General features: G+C 32.7%; 19 protein-coding genes. 15 read left to right on the forward strand and 4 right to left on the reverse strand.

The features are described from left to right. Nucleotide 1: 1 nt before the first annotated feature. The 4 genes from tssM to tssJ are packed head-to-tail and all read right to left on the reverse strand — an operon-like array spanning nucleotide 2 to nucleotide 6,269. Nucleotides 2-3,556 (reverse strand): type VI secretion system membrane subunit TssM, encoded by a 3,555-nt coding sequence (tssM, locus tag V3I05_RS06650; protein ID WP_343353042.1) that lies wholly within the window; start codon nucleotides 3,554-3,556, stop codon nucleotides 2-4. A 4-nt stretch (nucleotides 3,557-3,560) separates the two neighbouring features. Further along, nucleotides 3,561-4,349: a type IVB secretion system protein IcmH/DotU gene (gene icmH / locus V3I05_RS06655; RefSeq protein WP_300742601.1), complete on the reverse strand. Its 789-nt coding sequence runs from the start codon at nucleotides 4,347-4,349 to the stop codon at nucleotides 3,561-3,563. 11 nt (nucleotides 4,350-4,360) lie between these two features. Further along, nucleotides 4,361-5,740: a type VI secretion system baseplate subunit TssK gene (tssK, locus tag V3I05_RS06660; RefSeq protein WP_300742600.1), complete on the reverse strand. Its 1,380-nt coding sequence runs from the start codon at nucleotides 5,738-5,740 to the stop codon at nucleotides 4,361-4,363. After that, nucleotides 5,730-6,269, reverse strand: a complete 540-nt coding sequence (gene tssJ / locus V3I05_RS06665) for a type VI secretion system lipoprotein TssJ (protein WP_300451700.1) — start codon at nucleotides 6,267-6,269, stop codon at nucleotides 5,730-5,732. Before tssJ ends, tssK begins: the two co-directional genes overlap by 11 nt. A gap of 188 nt (nucleotides 6,270-6,457) precedes the next feature. On the opposite strand from tssJ, the gene tssB reads away from it, so the two are divergent. The 15 genes from tssB (at nucleotide 6,458) to V3I05_RS06740 (ending at nucleotide 21,558) form a co-directional block, all read left to right on the forward strand. Beyond that, a complete protein-coding gene (gene tssB / locus V3I05_RS06670) occupies nucleotides 6,458-6,955 on the forward strand; it encodes a type VI secretion system contractile sheath small subunit (protein WP_011115092.1) in 498 nt (165 codons plus the stop codon). A 46-nt stretch (nucleotides 6,956-7,001) separates the two neighbouring features. Next, nucleotides 7,002-8,474, forward strand: coding sequence for a type VI secretion system contractile sheath large subunit (tssC, locus tag V3I05_RS06675; protein ID WP_300451697.1), 1,473 nt, complete (start codon nucleotides 7,002-7,004; stop codon nucleotides 8,472-8,474). Nucleotides 8,475-8,477: 3 nt separating this feature from the next. Beyond that, nucleotides 8,478-8,867 (forward strand): hypothetical protein, encoded by a 390-nt coding sequence (locus tag V3I05_RS06680; protein WP_300451696.1) that lies wholly within the window; start codon nucleotides 8,478-8,480, stop codon nucleotides 8,865-8,867. Nucleotides 8,868-8,936: 69 nt separating this feature from the next. Further along, nucleotides 8,937-10,652, forward strand: coding sequence for a type VI secretion system baseplate subunit TssF (gene tssF / locus V3I05_RS06685; protein WP_034367919.1), 1,716 nt, complete (start codon nucleotides 8,937-8,939; stop codon nucleotides 10,650-10,652). Beyond that, nucleotides 10,649-11,644, forward strand: a complete 996-nt coding sequence (tssG, locus tag V3I05_RS06690; RefSeq protein WP_300451691.1) for a type VI secretion system baseplate subunit TssG — start codon at nucleotides 10,649-10,651, stop codon at nucleotides 11,642-11,644. Before tssF ends, tssG begins: the two co-directional genes overlap by 4 nt. Before the next feature lie 98 nt (nucleotides 11,645-11,742). Further along, the gene (locus V3I05_RS06695; protein ID WP_011115087.1) at nucleotides 11,743-12,252 is read left to right on the forward strand and encodes an Hcp family type VI secretion system effector; all 510 of its coding nucleotides are present in this window, start codon (nucleotides 11,743-11,745) and stop codon (nucleotides 12,250-12,252) included. Between the two features lie 125 nt (nucleotides 12,253-12,377). Then, nucleotides 12,378-14,807 (forward strand): type VI secretion system Vgr family protein, encoded by a 2,430-nt coding sequence (locus V3I05_RS06700; protein ID WP_343353044.1) that lies wholly within the window; start codon nucleotides 12,378-12,380, stop codon nucleotides 14,805-14,807. A 34-nt stretch (nucleotides 14,808-14,841) separates the two neighbouring features. Further along, nucleotides 14,842-15,171, forward strand: coding sequence for a hypothetical protein (locus V3I05_RS06705; protein ID WP_343353045.1), 330 nt, complete (start codon nucleotides 14,842-14,844; stop codon nucleotides 15,169-15,171). Nucleotides 15,172-15,245: 74 nt separating this feature from the next. Next, nucleotides 15,246-17,066, forward strand: coding sequence for a hypothetical protein (locus V3I05_RS06710; RefSeq protein ID WP_343353047.1), 1,821 nt, complete (start codon nucleotides 15,246-15,248; stop codon nucleotides 17,064-17,066). A gap of 15 nt (nucleotides 17,067-17,081) precedes the next feature. Continuing rightward, nucleotides 17,082-18,002: a hypothetical protein gene (locus tag V3I05_RS06715; RefSeq protein ID WP_343353049.1), complete on the forward strand. Its 921-nt coding sequence runs from the start codon at nucleotides 17,082-17,084 to the stop codon at nucleotides 18,000-18,002. After that, nucleotides 17,995-18,348: a hypothetical protein gene (locus V3I05_RS06720; RefSeq protein ID WP_343353051.1), complete on the forward strand. Its 354-nt coding sequence runs from the start codon at nucleotides 17,995-17,997 to the stop codon at nucleotides 18,346-18,348. Before V3I05_RS06715 ends, V3I05_RS06720 begins: the two co-directional genes overlap by 8 nt. Nucleotides 18,349-18,390: 42 nt before the next feature. Next, the gene (locus V3I05_RS06725; RefSeq protein ID WP_343353053.1) at nucleotides 18,391-18,894 is read left to right on the forward strand and encodes a hypothetical protein; all 504 of its coding nucleotides are present in this window, start codon (nucleotides 18,391-18,393) and stop codon (nucleotides 18,892-18,894) included. Nucleotides 18,895-18,904: 10 nt separating this feature from the next. After that, nucleotides 18,905-19,333 carry a hypothetical protein gene (locus tag V3I05_RS06730; RefSeq protein WP_334089266.1) on the forward strand — a complete coding sequence of 143 codons (429 nt, stop codon included), beginning with the start codon at nucleotides 18,905-18,907 and terminating at the stop codon, nucleotides 19,331-19,333. Further along, the gene (locus tag V3I05_RS06735) at nucleotides 19,275-20,000 is read left to right on the forward strand and encodes a VgrG protein (RefSeq protein ID WP_343353056.1); all 726 of its coding nucleotides are present in this window, start codon (nucleotides 19,275-19,277) and stop codon (nucleotides 19,998-20,000) included. Before V3I05_RS06730 ends, V3I05_RS06735 begins: the two co-directional genes overlap by 59 nt. Nucleotides 20,001-20,034: 34 nt before the next feature. Then, the gene (locus tag V3I05_RS06740; RefSeq protein ID WP_343353058.1) at nucleotides 20,035-21,558 is read left to right on the forward strand and encodes a ribonuclease domain-containing protein; all 1,524 of its coding nucleotides are present in this window, start codon (nucleotides 20,035-20,037) and stop codon (nucleotides 21,556-21,558) included. The last annotated feature ends 2 nt before the right edge of the window (nucleotides 21,559-21,560 follow it).

The raw sequence follows: 21,560 nt of genomic DNA on the forward strand, positions 1-21,560 counted from the left end.
CTTATTGTTGAGTGATAAGTTGAGGCATATTAAAATGCGTTAGAATACGGCTTAAATGTAAAAGTTCTAGCCTATTTGGAGTAATGCTAAAATCAAAATACCATTGTTTATTATTTTCAAAGTAAAGAGTGTTGCCTGTATTTTGAGCAGGTGTAATGTCTTTTATGAATCTAAGCCACGCCCATTCACCATTATAAATTTTATTGTATTGAGGCATTTGGTAATAGTCATTCACGCTCAAACGTAACTCCGTGCTACTATTGAATTGTTCAATAATAATCTGGATTTTAGGATTAAACGTGTGATCATAGTGTAAGGTCTGGTTGTTATAGCTTATATCAAGAGAGCTAAAATCTGATGATAAATCAAGGCATTGTATAAAAAAGTTAAGTGTAAGGTTATTGTTATTATCAAATATGCTATTGAGATTGCTTATTTGGTTAAAAAAACTTATAAATTGAGCAGAAAGCTTTATCGTCTCGCTATAGGCAGGATTTGGCACATAGGTATTGCCTTTTTTTTGCAAAATCTTACTTAGATATTGCGTATAAAAAGATTGTAATGTGCCTGTATTGCCAAAAAAATCTTTAAAAGTGTTGAGTGGCAAGGATTTATCCGAGTAAGCATTGAAAGGATAAAAAGGGGAGATATCATTTATAAAAGTATCATACACCTCTTTTTTCCATGCATTATTTAGAAGTGCATAGGTGCTTTTTTCTATAACGTTCCAAGAGAGTGTAGAAATCTCATTGTAGTATTGTTTTAATGCATGAGGCAACATTGCTGTGTTTCGCTTTAGCTCTACAAATGCGTCAGTTTCATCATTACTTCCTTCAAGGATATATATAAGCTTATCTTTTATGTTTTTTGTATCATCTTTTGTAAATTCTGTAATTTTACCACTCATATTTTGTATATCTTTAGCGAGTATCTCTTTTATTTCTTCCGTGCTACTTTGCTTTTTTATGTCATTAAAGGAATCTATTTGAGAGAGAAGTAAGGATTTTTCTCCTATGAAGTCATAATAATCTTTAAAGGAGTTACTAATATATGTAAATTGTGCTTTAATATCTGAGCTTGGCAATCCTAAGCTGTATGCGTAATTAAGCAAAAGAGTGTCGTTTAGGTGGGTATTATCATTTACGATTTTAATGAGGCTATTGAGTGGATTGGTAGATTCTGATAAGATTTGTAATTGTGTGAGTATATTGTTTTTGTCGGTATATTGCTTAGGAGATATAGCCTGAAGTAATTCTTCCCATCTTTGTTTATAATCATTAAGGTAAATACTAATAATATGTGTGTATAAATCTCTTTGTGCTTGTTCTGTGAGGGCTTGGTATTGCATTTTTTCATTATACGCCCAAGATTCTATTTTGATAGCAGTTTGTATATTGGTATCTAAATTATTTAAAAACTCCATTAGACCATCTTTTGTATAGGTTTTATCAATTTGACTTAATTTATCAGTATGCTCAAATATCATATAAAATGCTGTGCCTACCTTATCTTTAAGGTTAAAAAAGCTTTGTTTTTTTAGGCTATTTCTAAAAGCCATAATGGTATAGATTCTCTGTTGTTGCTCTAATCGCATAATTTGAGTTTTTGCTATGTGTAGCGCTTGTGTATCTTTTGGTTGTGTATGTGAGAGATTGCCTATAGCTAAATCTTCAATAGCGGTAATAAAATCATCTTTTGGAATTTTATATTTAGCAAAAGGTTGCCAATTCTTTATAACCCAATTTGCCAAAAGAGGTTTATTTATATATGCTTCATCATAGAGTGATTGATACATATAGATGGTTTCAATAAGTGTGGTTTGATCGGTATTGTGTAAGAGAATCTGCTCCATTTCTCTAAGCAATGTTTTGCCAATCACTTCTTCATTGATAGCATAATAAAAGTCTCTTGCAGGCAAAAATCCTTGATAGGAGAAATTCAGTGAAAAATACTGTATAATGGAGGGCTTTTCAAATAGAGATGGATAGTTTTTGAGTATGGCTTTAAGATGAAGCATAAGTTCGGTTTTTTCTTGCAGGGTAAGATGTTCATAAGAGCTTGTATTGGCAAGCAATGAAGTAATGCTATTAAATGTGATATGGCTTTTATCTACTTCTTTATAGGTTTTATGGATTAAATAAGTGCAAAAAACATATCCAAATATACATATACTTATAGTTCCAAAGGCGAGCCTGAAAGTTTGCCAAGAGGTTTTAATCATACTGCTTAGATGTGCATCTTTAAGAAAAATATGTTCTAACAAACCCTGCACAAAGTAGCTTCGCTTATTTTGCTTGGTTGCGGATTTTGCCGGAGGTTTTTTGATTTCGTATTTTTCACACACAGCATCAAGCAAGTAATTTCTGGGGACATTTTCTTGGTATGCGGAGGTAAAATATACGCCGCGGATATAGGATTTGTTTTTAAAGGCATTTTGTTCCTTTGCTTGGAGGATAAAGTCTATTGCAAGGGCAAAAAGCACATCAAGTTGCTTTAAAAATAAAAGGGCTAAATTTTTGTCTTCAAGTGAATGTAAGGATTGATTTCTACGCATAAAAGTATAGAGCAATGAATTGCTTAATTCTGTAAAAGTATTTTGTAGTTCTAATTTGCTACTATTTTTATCTAAAGTAAGTCCTAGCATTTTATTTGCAATGCTTTCATCAAAGATGTCCCAATATGTCCGCATACCCTCTAACAAGTCAATTTTATTAAAAACAATATAAATGGGGAGTTGCAAGCCTAGATTTTCTTCGCAATCACTCACTCTTTTGCTTAGATATTGTAAGACATTTTGTTCATATTGCTTTGGATTCTGTAAAAAAGCATGCACATCAATAATAAGCACAATGCCATTAAGTTTGCTATGAAAGGTATTAGTATTAAGGAAGTGTAAGAATTGATTCCATACGCCCTTTTTGATTAAAAAATCTTTATTCTTTTCTAAATTATCTTCAGCAATTTCATCGGTATTACTTGTTTGCCGAAAGTTCTCTTGTGCAAAATAATTACCTTCTGTATCAAGCAATGCACCCTTTTGAGAAATGTAAAGATTGAAGTTGTTGGTAGATTTGTGAAATTTCTTATAAGATGTCAAGCTTTCACTCAATGGATATTGTATATTCGCATAATTGATAAACGAGCTTTTGCCTGCTCCCTCATTACCAATAATAATCACTAAAGGGATATTTTTAAGATAGAGTTTTCTTTTCCACATACTCTTTGCGTCATTTAGAGCAATGAAATAATTTCTTTTAGCCCTGCGGAATGCCTTTGTAACTTCTTGTTTGATTTCCTTGTACTGTATGTGTTTCTCATTTTTGAGCGATTGAATAAGATGAATAAGTGGTCTATAAAGAAAGATAAAAAAGATTAAAAGCCATACGACAATAAGCACTTGGATTCTTGTTAATGCGCTACTAAAAATATAAATATCATTAAATGCAAATAAGGGCGAGTATATGTAAAAAAGTACACTTAAAAGCAACGCAAAACATATAAGTAAAATATAGAGAAAAGTTTTTGATTTGAGATAATTAAATATCTTGCCAAACATTTCCTTAATCCTCATGTGGAGATACCTTGAAGTGTTGCAAATTTTGTTTAAGGGTATCTTGTGTAATGGCTTTTTGAGATTCTAGCTTTAAAAATGAGAAAAGAAAGAATAATGCAACGATGGAGCAAATGATAGCCATAAGCCAAAATGGTCGCAAGTATTTTTTATGCAAAAGTTTTAGAATACGCGTTTGCTCTTGATGATTGAGGGCTAATTCAAAAGCTTTTTCTTCGCTACTTCCCATAGCAGGAGCAAGAGAATTTGCTATATTGCAGCATAGATGATTAATTTTTTGTTTGCCTTGAGTGTCGGAGGCATATTTGCCTTGATAGCCCAAAATAAGGCATGTATAGATAAATTCTAGCATATCTTTGTGTTTGCTTGGGGTAAGAAGCCATTGATTGGCAATACCATAAAACTTATCTCCACCTAGCATTTCATCAAAAAGACGTATAGTAAGTGTATGTTTTGCAAAGTGGCTATTGATAAAGCTTTCATTATGTAAGAGCATTTCATCAATAAATACACACAAGCAGTAACGGAGTTTGATTAAATCCTTATCTTCATAACAACGCAAAGCATTGAGATTGCTTCCGATAGAGAGGATTTCATTAGCAAAAGTTTCTTCTGTATTTGTGATATAGCTATCATCAAGTGTGCCTGTTTTGGAAAGTCGTGTAGCAAACAAAAGTAATGGCAAGGTCAAGTGTAAAATCTTATTGTTTTGCATATTGTTGCAATGGTTTGCAAAATTTGTTTGAAGTAGCAGGGAAAGTTCTTGCTCTGTGTTCATAGCATTTCTCTTTAGTTAAATAATGCCCAAAGCTTAATGTCGGGCTTTGTGATATTATTTGTCATATAAAGGCTGATAACATTTTGCTTAGCAAAATGCGTAAAGATAAAATCTTGCTTATCAAGCTTAAAATATACATAGCCACTTAAATGCGGTAGAGCTGATGGAATGCTGGGGATTGCCTCTATATGCAGTCCTTTAAGCTGTGAGGCAACAATGCTTTTAATAGTGGCTTGGGTATGTATTTTACTCTGTGTGCTAAAGGTTTCAAGTAATGTTTGCATAGGTAGAGAGGAGCTTACTGCTAAGAATAATTCCCCATCTTGCAGCATAGAAGCATTATCAAATATGCAATCGTAGAATCCATTGCCATTGTCTATGACTTGTGCCATTGCATATTTGGGTGAGGTAACATTAGCAAAGAGGAGGCGGATATTATTACTAAGCGGAATGAAAACCGCACTTAAATCATTGTGCTCGTAGGGTATAAATTCATCTTGTGCATCATTATGACTTATGGTAAGTAAGTCAGCTTGAAATTCTACAAGTTTTTCATATAATGTCTCTGGGTGTAGTTTTTCTTTATTGACAAGATAAGAAAAGATAAGCGTGTATTTTTTGAGGAGATTGAGCGATAAATAGGTGCTAAAATCAAGCGTATTTTTGGTTTGGTCTATGCCTCTAAAAATTTGCGTGAAGCTTTCTTTGTGTTGCTTGATGGAAAAGAGCATTTCTTCTAGAAAACTTTTTATAAAGGCATTACTGCAAATATCAATAGAGGTGGGGATAAATTTTTCATCAAGCTCTATTTTTTTGCTATGAGAATAGATGTTTTTCACTTTTGCTATGGGTATTTCTAGTTCATTTGGTGATTTATCTCCAAGGATACCAAGCTTTAGCCGCAAACTCCCCAATGCAAGAGAAACTTTTTCTTGCTGATAAGAGATTTCTTCTGTGCTAGTATGTATGTAATCTTGCACATCATCGTGAATCTTGGAAGTTGTAGGTACATTGCTTACAATATACTTGGAGTTTGGAAAAATATTTTTTAAAGACATATCAGCAGTAGCGTCTGAATATGTAGGGATTTTTAGCGTAATAATTGGTGAAGACATATTGGGCGGCAACTCCAAGACTTCAGGTAATAAATCATCATCTGGTGCATTAAACACGCTACCATCTTGTGTAATTCCACTAATTTGTGTAAGGGCTATTTTGCCCAAATTGAGCATATCGGTAGAAAAACTTACATCAAATACACCATAAAGATTAGATACAAGTCGAGAGGTTTTTGTATGGATAATATGTTCTAAAAATCGTTCTTGTTGCTCAAAATGGATTTTATCAATGTGCATACCATTATACCAAGCGACCTTAAGCTTACTGTTCATTGAACAAATCCTTTATATTATTTTCTCCAGCAGTGTCATCAGCCTTTGTATCTTTATCTTGACTTTGCTTACTTTTTTTGTGTTGCATAATGCCTTCAGTGGCAATATTAAGCTTGATTTTGTTTGAAAAGACACGATTCAGCTTTTTATAGAATTTTTGTTTTTTATCCTGCGGATTGGCAAAAAGAGCTAACACGCCGATATATTTACCTTCTTTTTTTGCAAATTCTGCAACAGGCACATCAATTTCATTTGGCGGCACTTGCACCTTGATAAAATCTACAATGTCCCTTCCAAGGACAACATTTCCACGTGTGCTTACATCTTGTATGGAAGACTGCTTGAATTTACTAATATCCTTGAGCTGATAAATAATGAGCGTAACAGGCACATTATCGCCACGATTATTAAGGTTAGAATCTGCCTGATTGAAAGCCTGTATCTTAATAGGTGAGCTGCACCCACTAATAGCTAGCCCCATAAAGCAAACGAGAATGCAAAAGGAAATATGAAGCTGGATATATCGCATTAAAGACCTCTAAATCTGAACTTCTTTCTTGTATGGATTTTAAAGTTTGCACGATTATACTTAGATTAATATTTAAATTTGTTTAATTTTGCTATAATGAGATTTACCTTTTGGCTATCTATCAAATACTAAAGGTTATTGTTATGCTTGTTGGGTAGCTAAAACAACGGCAGTCTTAAGGATATACTATGGCAGAAAATTCTACTCCGCCAAAAGAGCGGATAAATATCACATATCGTTCAAAGACAAATGGGCAGAATCCTGATGTAGAGCTTCCTTTGAAGCTAATGGTTATGGGTAACTTTACAGGAGGCAATGATGTGCCGTTTGATGAACGAGAGGTTGTGTCTATTAATAAACACAATTTTAATCAAGTAATGCAAAAAATGAATATAGGCACACATGTAAGTGTAAAAAATGTCCTCAAGCAAGATGCAGATGAATTGTCTGTAAATCTTAAGTTTGAAGGGTTGGGTGATTTTTCACCAGATAGCATTGCTACTCAAGTACCAGAGCTAAACAAATTGCTTCAACTACGTGAAGCCCTTGTAGCATTGAAGGGACCAATGGGCAATATTCCGGATTTTAGAAAAGCACTCTTGGAGGCCCTCAAGGATAAAGATACAAAAGAGAAGCTTTTACTAGAGATTAAAGAGAATCAATCTACAGATGAAAATAAAAAGTGATTATCATTGAAGGAAAGTTTATGATAATCCATTAAGGAGATTACTTATGAGTGGTACATCAGCAAATACGCAAACTTCAATAAAAGAGCTATCTATCATTGATAGCATAATGCAGACAAGTAGATATTCAAAGGAAGATGAAAGTTATAATATTGCCAAAATGGGTGTGGCGGAATTTATCACAGAAATAGTCAAAACTGATAGTGCAGAAAATAAAATCAACAAATACACGCTTGATGAAATGATAGCACATATTGATGATATTATTTCACGTCAAATGGACGAGATATTACATAATGAACAGATTCAGCAATTAGAATCTACATGGAGAGGTTTATATTTTTTAGTAGAACGCACTAATTTTCAAGAAAATATAAAAATTAATTTGTTTGATGTAACTAAACAAGAGGCTTTAGAGGATTTTGAGGCAAATCCAGATATTACAACAACTACATTATATAAACGTATTTATTCTTCTGAATATGGACAATTTGGTGGCGAGCCGGTAGGTGCAATTTTGGGTGATTATGCCTTGAATGCTTCTACGCCTGATATGAATTTTCTCTCTAAGATGTCTTCTATTGCGGCTATGAGCCATGCTCCATTTTTAACTTCTATGAGTGCTAGTTTTTTTGGACTTGATAGTTATGCGGAGCTTCCCAAGATACAAGATTTAAAAGCACTTTTAGAGGGTCCGCAATATGTAAAATGGCGCACTTTTAGGGAAAATGAAGATTCTAAGTATGCTGGTTTATTGGTTACACGTTTTCTTACTCGATCTCCTTATGAGCCACAAGAAAATCCTATAAAGAAATTTAATTACAAGGAAAATGTGCATAACTCGCATAATCACTTGCTATGGGGAAATACTATTTATGCTTTTGCTACGCGATTGACTGATAGTTTCGCAAATTATCGCTGGTGTGGAAATATTATAGGACCTAAGGCTGGCGGTGCTGTAAAAGATTTGCCTACTTATATTTATGAAAGCTTTGGCACTACGCAATCCAAGATACCAACGGAGGTGCTTATCACAGATAGATGTGAGTATGAGCTTGCAGAATCTGGCTTTATAGCCTTTACGTTGCGACGTGATAGCAATAATGCAGTATTTTTCTCCGCAAATGCGGCATTAAAGCCAAAAATTTTTCCAAATACGCCTGAAGGAAAAGAGGCAGAGACAAATTATAGGCTTGGCACACAGTTGCCTTATATATTTTTAGTTTCTCGCCTTGCTCATTATCTTAAGGTATTACAAAGAGAAGAAATTGGGAGCTGGAAAGAAAGGGCAGATATAGAGAATGGCTTAAACGAATGGATGAGGCAATATGTTTCAGACCAAGAAAATCCTCCCGCAGAGGTTCGAAGTAGGCGACCATTTAGAGGTGCTAAGGTTTTTGTAAGCGAGATAGAAGGGGAAGCAGGTTGGTATAGAATAAACTTAAATGTACGACCCCACTTTAAATTTATGGGAGCAAACTTTGAACTTTCTTTGGTGGGGAAACTTGACAGAGAATAAATTATGTCTTTTGTAAATAAAATTATTTCTCAACTGCATCCTCATGTAGATTCTGCTTATTTTGAAGATAGAACCAAAACGATAAAAGATCATATCTCAATCCTCATGAATACTAAAAATGAGGGCATAAGTCTTATGAATTTTGCAGACTTATCGTTGGAAGATTTGGATATAAATACAAAAAATCTCGCCCTGCTTATGTCGGAAAAAATCTACCACCTTGTAAATACTTATGAAACAAGGGCAAAGATTCTAAACATAGAATATGATGAAAGCTTTGCTCCTTGGCAAATAAGTTTTTTTATGCGAATGCGTCATGTTGGGGGTGACTTGTTGGATGATTTTAATATACAAATTGTCTTTAAAAATAATCGCTATTGTGATGTAATGTAGGCGGTTTGCTTGAGATAGTTTTAGGAAACCCCAAAAAAGTATTTGATTAAAGTAGAAAAGGGCAGATAAGTGAAAAATATTCATTATTTCCGTAAAGAGCTTGATTATTTGCATAAAATGAGGGAAATTTTTGTTAATAAATATCCCAAACTTGCCCCATTTTTATCCCACAATAGTAATGATCCAGATGTGGAACGTATTATAGAATCTTTAGCGTTATTAACATCTAAGATTCACGAAGAGCTTGATGGCAATATTCCCCTGATTGCAGAATCTTTGATTAACATTCTTGCACCCAATTACACAAACTCGTTGCCATCAATGTGCATACAGGACTTTGCACTTAAGCCAGAAAGCAAAGAATGCAAGGTTTTTATTCCTAGACACACAAGTCTTAAATCTACTCCAATAAACCAAGTGCAATGTGAATTTAAAACTATCTATGATGTTTGTCTGCATCCTCTTAAAATAAGCGATATGTCGCTTACTAACGAAGGGAAGCAGAGTGTATTTTGCCTTGATATTGTAAGCACAAACAAATTTTTTAAAATAGCAGATATGGATATTCATTTTTTACAGATTTATCTTGGCAGTGAGGTTTATAGTGCCAATACATTGCTTTTATGGCTTTTATGTTATTTGCAAGAAATTGTTATTGTCTGTGCTGATACTCTCACATCTTTTAAGATTCCTTGTGATTCCTTAGAGACTACTGGTTTTGACAAAAATGAGAGTATGTTTAGTAATGGCGATATAGGCTTTAGTGCTTTTACACTTTTACAGGAATTACTTTTTTTGCCAGAAAAATTTGCATTTGTGAGAATAAAAAATTTAGAAATATTAAAAGAATGTCAAAGTGAAAAGATGACTGTTAAATTTATTTTCAAAAAAGAATTGCCTAAAGATACCCTTCCAAAAGCCAATCAGTTTTCGCTATTTAGCACGCCCATTGTTAATCTTTTTTCTACGCAGGCAGAGCCGATTCTTACTGACCATACACGAAATGGGTATAGAATATTTATCGATAGGGCGCATCTTAACGCATATTCTGTGATACAGGTATTGAAAGTTAAGGCTCATAATAGCGACTCAGGAAGACGGATATTAAAAAATTACAATAGTTTTGAGCGATTTGAATTTGTAGATAAGGGAAATGATTTTTATGCTATTTCAAATAAGCAAGATGCAAATGGAGAGCATTATAAAGAAATTACTATTTATAGTAATCAATCTCGCAGAGAAACACTTTCCATTGATGTTTTATGTAGCAACAACAATCTTCCAAATGGTTTGCAGATAGGCTCAATCAATGAGATTGTAGGATATCAAGATGTCCTTACGCGTAATCTTATGTTACCTACAAAATCGCAACATAGAAGTATTGATAATGCTACATTGTGGGATTTTATCGCCACCCTTTCTTTTAATTATCAAAGTATAACGCATAAAGAGAGCTTCTTAGCATTGCTGCATACATACAGCTTTAATATTGATAAACCAAAAAATCTTTACGAAATAATAAGTGAATCCTTACAAAAGATAGAATCCAAGCCTGCTTATAATGTCAATGGATTTATTACATTAAGAGGTATGCAAATTACTCTATATATTGATGATTCAAAGTTTTATTGTTTAGGTGAGGCATATAAGATAGGCTTAGTGCTTGCACACTTTTTTTCTTCTTTTGTCAGTATCAATTCTTTTTGCGAGGTATCCTTGTGCTGCACAACAAGTAATACATCTTTTAGCTATTCTATCGTCTATGGCAATAAGGTATTATTATGAATTTTACTTTTTATCGGCTAATAAAAATGCTCTTGGTTTCTTTGAATAGGGAGCAAATCTTTTTACGTAGTGCTAGGAGTTTGGGACATGCGTATAAAGAAGTTGATATATTCCAATATCATGATATGGCGGATTTAGAGTCGAAAGATATGCTTCCACTTGAGGCTTCATCTGTAAAAGTTATGGAAAAATTACCTCAAAATATATCTTCCAAAATGCATACTGAATCTTTCGTGGAAGTTTTTAGTCATTTTTTTGGATTGCTAGGGCAATCTTCACCTCTGCCTTATTATATGCTTGATAATTTTGCAAAAAATGAAGATGATGGCAATGGTTTCAGCCTTTTTTTTGATTTTTTTAACAATTATCTTTTATGGTTGTTTTATGATAGTGTGTGTCTTAAGAATTATCACCACTCTTTTGAGACAGATTTTAGCGATAGAATTTCTTTTGTATTGTTGAAACTTTTAGGTTTTAGTGATACAACAAGTGCAAAGGCATATCTTCCATTTGCACCTCTTATTTTAAGCTTAAGGAGACCAAAAGCTTATATTGAGAAAATTTTGGCACATAATTTTCATTTGCACGATAGAATTTCTATTGTCGAGAATATTCCACAAGCCATTCGTATCAATAAGAATCAACAGAATAGTTTAGGATTTAAAAATGTTACTCTTGGTAAAAGTTTTCTACTAGGTAGCACAATATATTCCTATCAAAATAAAATATTACTCCGCATCAAGGATTTGCATTATCAGGAAGCCCTAGATTATTTTCCACATCATAAGCAACACAATAAACTTAGAGAGAGTGTAATTTTTCTCACCAACAATGAATTTGCCATTGATGTTCGTTTAGATATGCAATATAACCCCAAAATGGATTTTAGGCTCGGCGATATTGCGAGGGCTACTCTTGGTTTTGGGTTATTATTAAATAAAAAAAAGGCGAATTTTGCACAATGTAGTATGTTAATGACACTATGTGAGTAAAAATATTTATATTTTTATAAAACTTAATTATTGATTTTATTTTTTTGTGTAGAATACTTCGCTTTTATATGGATAAAACTAACAGAAAGGAGCATACTATGGCGCAGCCAGCATATATTAAAATTGAAGGTGTTACACAAGGACTTATTTCTAGTGGGGCTTCTACGCAAGAGAGCATAGGTAATCGTTACCAAGCAGGACACGAAGATGAAATTATGGCTCAAGAGATTTCTCATATTGTAACTGTTCCCACAGATACACAAAGCGGACAACCATCAGGTCAAAGGGTGCATAGACCCTTTATTTTTACCTGTTCTCTCAATAAAGCTGTTCCTTTACTTTACAATGCCCTCACAAAGGGTGAAAGATTAAACAATGTAGAAGTGCATTGGTTTAGGACATCAATAGGTGGTGGAGCAGAACATTACTTCACTACAAAATTAGAAGATGCTATTATTACAGACATAGACCTTATTATGCCAAATGCACAAGATACAAGCAATAATAACAAAACTGAGCTCTTTAGGGTTTCTCTTAATTATCGAAAAATTATTTGGGAACATGTTGTTGCAGGAACGAGCGGAAGTGATGACTGGAGAAATGCTTAATTTCTTCATATCTGCCTTAAAAAAACTTTTTACACACCCTTAAAGTTGTAGTAGAAAAACGGGATGTTTTGTGAGATAGTGAGATGAGCCTCTTTTTCACAAAAATACCCCTAAAGGATAGTTTTATGAGTGCTTTTCTTTCTTTGGATATTAACTCTATCACCTTTACCATCACCAAAGCCCATATTAGAGAAAGTTTGCAGTCTCCTTTTCATATTACTTGTAATGGTTTTATAGAATCCTTTTATGCAGATATATTTTCTGCTACTTTTGCTTCTTTGGGTAAAACAAACTCTCCCTCACACACAATCCAATCTCATACCCAAGATACCGATTTTGCATCATCTGCTCCCCCTTATTCTTTTGCATTAGACCAACCTTTCAATCTCCAGCTATTGCAAGATAATTTTGCTCTATTATATATTTCTAATCCCTATGGCAACACAAACTATCATAGTGCTCTTTCTATCTCTTTAGGTAATACTTCTACCCCTATTAAATCATATAAGGGTATCATTACACATATAGAGTATTTAGGTTCTAAATCTAATGTTTCCTTAGATACAAATAACACAATCAACACTATTGCTGACATAACAAATACTTCTCAACAAAAGACACTCTCTTCCTTAGATATACCTACACCTAAATCTATAAACCATAGACATTTCTTTACCTTTACACTCACTTCTCCTCTCATAAGACTTTCACTCAATAAAGCAAATAGAATTTATACAGATAAAACACCTTTAGACATACTCAAAGATATACTCACTGCTTATACTCCACAATTATGCAAACAAATAGATTTTTCTTCTCTTAGCCAAATTGATAATCCTTTAGAGATTATCACCCAATATGAAGAATCTGATTTAGATTTTATCACACGATTAGCTCATAATAATGGTATATACTTTTATGAAGACAATGATACTTTATATGTATGTCATCACACACCCTATACTCCTATTCCTCTCACTAAAGTCCCTTTTAATCCTAATGTAAAAACACATAATAATCTTAATGAACCCTGTATTTTTGCTCTCACACATTCTCATCATATACACACAAAACAATTTAACTTCTTCAGCAATGATGCAAACAATCCTCAAATAAATACTTATATGTATTCAAAATATATTGACAAACAATCCCCAGACATTGCCACTCATTCTGCATCAAATGATACTTCTCTAGCACAAGAAGATATGAATAATCCTTATAACTATACTGCCTCTATGCAAAGTGTATTTATACCCAATGTGAGTTTTACCTATCAAGCGAATATAAAGTCTCTTTGCTCTAATCAAGCCCAACATACTGCCAATACTCAAGCTCTTATGAACGCTCAAAGCAATATCTATACACTCTGTTTAGCTCAAAGATTATATATAGAATCTAAAAATAAATCTCTTTTAGGAAATAATATTCAAGATAATAAAACACAAGAGTCTATAAATGAATATACTATCATAGCATTAGAACAAACCCTTATAAACGAATCTATTCTTGCAGATACTTTACCCTCTCATCAACAAGCCAATGATAGCAACATCTCTCGGTTCAAAGATGCTTATAGTAATCTCATTACTCTCTTGCCTTCAAACCTATCTTATATGCCTACACCCAAGCCCAAACCAAACCCTCCATCTCTTATGCAAGGTATAGTTGTAGGAGAAGAGTATATAAAAGCCAAGAATATTAAAGAGGCTAATGCAAGTATCATCAAACAGAGCAACACGCTTTATACAGATAACTTTGGCAGGGTGAAAGTAAGGCTACATGCCTTTATGGCACAAGCTTTACTCACGGATAATGATATACACACAACACCCAATACAAACAATACCAAACATTCAAACAATACTCATTTAGAAGATGATTTATATACTCTTAATACACACACAGCTTTTCTTAGAGTAGCCTCCCCTATTGCAAGTAATCATTCTGGATTCTATCATACTCCAAGAGTTGGAGATGAAGTATTAATAAGTTACTTAAATAATGATATAGATATGCCCATCATTATAGGCAGTCTCTACAATCCAAGTAATCCTGCCTTACCCTCTTTACCCTTAGCCTCTCATCAAACAAGTTTAAGTGCAAGAACTCTTAATAATAGCAGTGCATTGCAAGCAGAGAATACAAACTCTCATCACAATCTCATAGAATCTGGATTCAATGAAATCACGCTTTCAAATCTTAAAGAACAAGAACACATCTATCTTCAAGCACAAAGAGATTATGAAGAACTCATTAAGCATAACTTCACTCAAACCATACATAACAATAAAGAATCTCAAGTAGAGGGAACTTATAATGAAAGGATTAAAAAGATTCATACTCAAACCATAGACTTAGCAAAGATTGTAAGTATTGGAGGAGAATATAATACCAATGTAGCTTTATCTAAAGATACTATTGTAGGATTAAGCCATACTTTAAATGTAGGAGTAGATAATAAGCTTAGAGTAGCAAAGGATAGTAGTGAGTATGTAGGAGAGGATAAGGAGGTGGAGATAGGGGAATCTCAATACAAGTATCAAACAAGATGAGAGTAGGAATGTAGGGGGGAATAAGAGTGAGGTGGTGGAGGGAGATAAACAGGAACATATAGAAGGCAATCTTAATATAACTTCACAATCTCAAGGTAATATTTATACCCAAAAAGGTTTATATGTAGAATCTCAAACTTTATCTTTTCAAGCAAAAGATGTTACCAATATGGAATCAGATTCTGTGGGTATAGATGCCCAAAGTGATTGTGCTATACAAGCTGGTAACCAAATCCTTCACCAAGTAGGCGATACTTCTATTACTGCTAAGGGAGATAGTGTTATTATTAAAGCTGGTGGAGTAGAAGTAGTCATAGATTCTAAAGGATTAGTCGTTAAAGGTGGGGAGGTAAAGGCGGAGTGAGAAGTAAAGAAAAAGGAATAAATAAAACCTCTTCTGGCTTACTCTTTAATGATTTAATATATAAAGAATAAGTAATGAGCAATACAATCAAATTTCAATGCCATATACAAATATCTAATGAGAAATTATTGGATGAAGTAGCAGGTAAAACGCTTTCCTTTATGGGAAATTCTAAAACCATAGATGCAAATGGAGAAGTTATCTTTGATTGTGAATTACAAGAGAGAGATAAACACAAATCTTTTCCTATCACTATTGAAGATGAAGAATATATTATTGTAGGAACAGGACAATGTAATGCCATAGCTCATCAAAAGAGCACTAATCCCTTTTGCCTTGCACTCAATAAAGATGATGAGGCAAATATTAGAGATATTAGAATCTACAAAGAACAAGATAAAGTAGATTCAGAGAAGCAAGAACAAATAGACATCTACACCGCACAAGTAGAAAAAAGAGAGGATACAGCTACACAACAAACTAGCACAGATGATATACATACTTCCCAAACTCCATTACAAGAAAATCAAAACCTTATTCACTTAGAAGCTTATCTCACAAGCGGGAAAGCGTTAAAAAAAGATATTCATTGGGCTTATTATGTTAAATACAGAAATGAAGCTCTATGGGAAAAAAGCAAAATAAAGAAAGAAAATCTAGAATCTCTTACTTTCACACAAAAAGCTAAACATAATACACAAGTAAGCTTTGATATAAATGCAAAGTTTAAATACACTATAAAAGAAGATGAGATACAAAAGGAAGTAGAAGATTATCTTAAAGAAAAACAACAGCTAATCATTTTTGCTTATAAGAATAATCCAGCTTATCAAACAAGCAATGGACAAACACATACGATACTTAATATTAGCACATTACCAATAGTGGAGATAAGCTATAATACTCTTACTCTTTTGTATAAAAATACTCAAAAATCTTTTCAAATAGACAATACCATAATGTCTCATCTTAGAGAAGATTTTACAGAGGATAAAGAATATGAACTAGGTTTGAATAAAACCAATGATTATCTAGTCCTCAAATCAAATAATAAGCTTTATAAAATTTATAAAGATACTTCAAACAATATAGCACAAAGCTCACTAGGAAATACACAAGAAAGTAATCCAACACAAAATAATCAAAATCCAAACAATACTCAAACATCTAATACACAACAACAAACTAATACAGATTCTCTCTATCTTAAAGAGAATAAAGACTTTGATGAGATAAAAACAATACTTGAACTTACAGAGAAAGAGGAATATCAAGGTGTAAAGGTGTGGGTGGAGGTGGAGGATCTTCGTTTAAGCGGTAAAGAATGGGTAAAAGAGTATAAAGATAGGGCTTCCATAGAAGATTTATCTTCTCCATTTAAAGAAAATGTTAAAGATTTTCTAAAAGCTCTTGATGAAGCAAAAAAGAAAACTCCTCAAGCAAAAATAACATATTATATTAGCTCAACACGTAGACCGTATGAAAGAGCTGTCTTGATGCATTATTGCCATAAAGTTGCATACAATAATATTACTCCTCAACAAGCCCAACAAGCAACACAAAAAGAAAATATCCCAATTAATTGGATACATACAGACTCTACTGGCAATTATTCGGAGAAAATTTCAAGAGAAAAAGCATTGGAGATGGTTAAGGCTTATGGTATAGCATATCCAGCTTCTTTGACTTCTCATCACGTCAGGGGAAATGCTATTGATATTACAATTACTTGGCAATCATCTTTTACAATTAAAGATAAAACAGGAAAAGAATACATCATTGATATTCCTAGAAATGGGGCAACAAATCCAGAATTAAGGAAAGTGGGTAAAACTTATGGAGTTAAAAGAACTTTAGAAAAAGACCCTCCACATTGGTCTTTAGAAGGAAACTAAATTAAGGAGAAGTTTATGATTTGTAAAAAAGTAGTGTATTTGTTTTTAGCTTTGTTTCTTATGGCCTATAGTAGCGAAAATATGCAAGATGATAAAAATGCTAACCTACCAAATGATATAAAAAATTTTATAGAATCTAGGGAAAAATTTATAGAATCTGAAAATGTGGATTCTATACAGACAATGAATGAGCAAGAAAGAATAAAATATAGTCAAATGAAAAACTTAAAACGAAAAGAAATTGATAAAGAATTTGTTGCTTTGCGCAAGAAATATGAAGGAAATGATTTGATTTTAGATGTTTTATCGCGATTCGGTTGTTTGCTAAATGATTGCAGTGCTACAAGCGAAGGTAATGGTTTTGTATTTTATAAAGGTGTAGATATTACTGAAGCTATCAATAATTCACTTATGGATCGTAACACTTTTACAAGTTATCCTTTTTTCAAGGAGATTCTTAAAGCTTATCCAAATATTTTAACAAAAAAAGAAAATTTTAGCCTAGATTTATCACCGAGTGCTAATTATGCAAATTATGAAAAAATAGATATTGTTTGGAATGAAGATAAAACACATATTGATTTTATTCTTTATGATAAATATTTTAATCAAAATATATGCTCTCACACTGCAGATTTTACAAGATTTAAGCAAGAAAAAGATGGAGTAAAAGCAAGTTATGGCAACAAACTAATTCCCTATACACAAATAAAGGAAGTTGATGATTTTATCAATAAAAGCTGTGAATGTATCCATATAGGAGGAGAAGAACCTTATGATGAGCAGCGTGCAAATGAACTTAGGGAAATGGCACAAGGGTGCAATGATATTCCTAAAATGCGTTCAAATTTACAGAAAAAATATAAAGATGAGATAACTATATCAAAACTTTTACAAAGGGAATGGCAAAATTATAAGGAGGCTTTTGGTGAGTAGAATTACTTATAGACAGCAATCTTTTCAAATAGACAATACCATAATGTCTCATCTTAGAGAAGATTTTACAGAGGATAAAGAATATGAACTAGGTTTGAATAAAACCAATGATTATCTAGTCCTCAAATCAAATAATAAGCTTTATAAAATTTATAAAGATACTTCAAACAATATAGCACAAAGCTCACTAGGAAATACACAAGAAAGTAATCCAACACAAAATAATCAAAATCCAAACAATACTCAAACATCTAATACACAACAACAAACTAATACAGATTCTCTCTATCTTAAAGAGAATAAAGACTTTGAAGAACTACAAACTCTACTTGAACTTGGAAGATAACAAAATTATCAAAGTATGCAAGTGTGGGTAGAGGTGGAGGAATTGAGTGAGATTCAAGTTGTAGGAAAAAATAATGATGTAAAAATGTATAGAATTTCAAACTATTCACTAAATATCATTAAAAAAATGGCTAAGCACTCTAACAATCTAATCGTTACTATCACAAGCACGACAAGAACACCTATGGAACAAGCAGAGGAAATGTATAAGGGGTGCGTATCGGAAGGAATTCAGGAGCAATATAAACTTTATGCAGCAGCAGGAGATAAAGTGATAAAAGTTTATGAAGATTTGCATAAAACTAAAACTAAACAAGAAGTAATCCAAGCAATGTATGAAAAGATTGTGGCATTAGGGGCATATAATGTCTCTCATCATTGCATAGAAGATGTATCAAAAACTAATACCATTGATATTTCTGTGTGGAGACTTAAAAATCCGCAAGATTTTAAAAGAGAGATACGAAAGTTTGAGACACTAAAAAAGCTCAAATTTATAGACGAAACTAAAAGACAATGTTATCACATTGAAATCACTCAACCTTAAAGGAGAAATTTTGCATAATTTTATAACAACCCTATTTGTCCTTGTATTGTTTCTTTGTAGTTTTGCACAAGCAAAAGACTTTAGAGTAAATTGTGAGAGTTGCATTATAGTATTTTCTCTAGGAGATAAGACGATTGAAAAACTCAAGCGAGAAATGGGAAAAGAAGATTTCTATATAATGGCAGATGATATAAACCATGATAGGTATAGCGTTTCAAATTATGTCGAAGCAAACAATATTGAATTTATTTATATTAAAGATTCTGATATTTTTGACACTCTCATATTTGGAAATCAAAAAATATATATAGAATCTTATTTTGGATATTGGATTTATAAAAAAGGAAAAATTGCAAAATATTTTCCAGATATATCTGAAAATGAAATCAACACTTATTTTAACATCAAGAATCCAAAGTATCCAAAGCAAGAGGAGTAAAAAGCATAACTTCACTCAAACCATACATAACAATAAAGAATCTCAAGTAGAAGGAACTTATAATGAAAGGATTAAAAAGATTCATACTCAAACCATAGATTTAGCAAAGATTGTAAGTATTGGAGGAGAATATAATACCAATGTAGCTTTATCTAAAGATACCATTGTAGGATTAAGCCATACTTTAAATGTAGGAGTAGATAACAAAGTAAGGATTGCAAAGAAGAGTAGCGAATATGTAGGAGAGGATAAGGAGGTGGAGATAGGGGGGAAACTCAATATAAGTATAGAACAAGATGAGAGTAGGAATGTAGGGGGAGATAGCAAAAATCAAATCAATAAAGGTTATGAGCTTTATGCTGCAAATGGTATTAGTCTTAATGCAGAACAACAATTTAATCTTAGTGCTAAAAATTACATTGATTTATCAAGCACTGAAGATTTTAGCCTACAAACAAAAAAACAGCTCACACAAGTAGCAGATTCTAGTTATGCTAACATAGAATCTAATTATAGCGTTAATGCTGGTAACACTATAATTCACCAAGTAGGAGACACTTCTATTACTGCTAAGGGAGATAGTGTTATTATTAAAGCTGGTGGAGTAGAAGTAGTCATAGATTCTAAAGGATTAGTCGTTAAAGGTGGGGAGGTAAAGGCGGAATGAGGGGTAAAGAAAAAGGAATAGATAGGATATTGTAATGTCAAAGCTAAATTCTGAACCTATTAAAATACAAGTAAGAGATGTTAATTATAATCCTATTCAGAATGCTACGATAAAAGTTATTGAAAGAAAAACCAACAAAATTCTCTACAATGAAGAAAGCCTCAATGGAGAAGTTATCCTAGATGACATAGAAAATCTTAAAAGTTGCCACGCTTTTAGAGTGGAGATACAACATCCTCATTATAAACCTGCTCCTAAAACTAATTCCTCTTGCGTTAGAGAAGCACACAGAGGAAAATATCATACCCTAGAATATCATTATCAAGATAAACTTTTAGTGAGCAATGTATATGCAGAAATAAGAGAACAAATACAAAATACTTGTGAGGATAATAATGCAAATACAATATGTCTGCCAAAGAGAATCTATGATATAGACAATCATACATTGATAGAACAAGAAGCATTACAGGCAATGAATAATCTACAAATCCACCTCAAAGCTTACTATAACCAAGATACTATTCCAAACAAAGAAAAACAAAGCAATGAACAAAAACGCATTTATCAAGAGCAAAAGAAAGAGACGAGGTGGGGATATATAGTATTTGATAAAGATGAAGATATTGATTTTAAGCTTACAGAACTTACTCAAAACTCTACTATACCTATAACACACCTTAAAGAATTTAAAAGAGTTTATAAAGAAGATTCTATAACAAAATCTGAAAATATTAATAAAATAGATACAAAAATTACACAAATACTAAACAATGCAAATCAAGATTCTAATATTAATAATGCACAATCACAAGATTATCTCTTAGGAGAAGAAATACAAATAGCCTTCAAAGAAGAGTGGCAAGATAAGCAGATAAGATTTTTTGCTTATATAGAGGGTGCCAAAAGTGATGTTAGTGTGGATGTGGAGAAAAAAGTATATCGTTATGCTATAATAACCCACATTATTAAAAGTGAAAGCGATGCTTCTACAATAAATACTTCAGATTCCTCATCATTTACTTGGCAAGATGTGGTTATTGGCATTATTGCATTAATTCCTGCAGTAAAAGGTGCAAGGATTATATATAACATAAGTGGTTTTATCACAAAAAGAGCCCTAAGAATGAGAAGCATACAAAACAAAACAACTATTCAACAGTATGAGCATAAAATCATTCGATATATTGCTCGCTCTATTAATAGAGTAGCTAAACCTAAATATCCAAAACAAAGCATTGGTGCAATGTCGCATAATGTAAGGGTTAGATATGAGGAGAGAGTAAGGAACAATTGGAAACGTAGCAAAGGTAAAACAGGTAAAAAGCTTGAAGCGGGTGGTAAGTGGAAAAATGAAATAGCACAACTCCCTACCAAAGATTCTAAAGGTAATCCTATCTTTTATAGGGAACACGATATAAGTATAGCAAGCAGTAAAAATGGTAGAGGTACAGAGAGGATTGTAACAGGACACAATAAAGATGGTAATGTGTTGTATGACTATATCTACTATACACCCAATCATTATTATGATTTCATACATTTGATACCAAAATAAAG

The sequence above is a fragment of the Helicobacter mastomyrinus genome (assembly GCF_039555295.1).
Taxonomy (GTDB): Bacteria; Campylobacterota; Campylobacteria; order Campylobacterales; family Helicobacteraceae; genus Helicobacter_C; species Helicobacter_C mastomyrinus.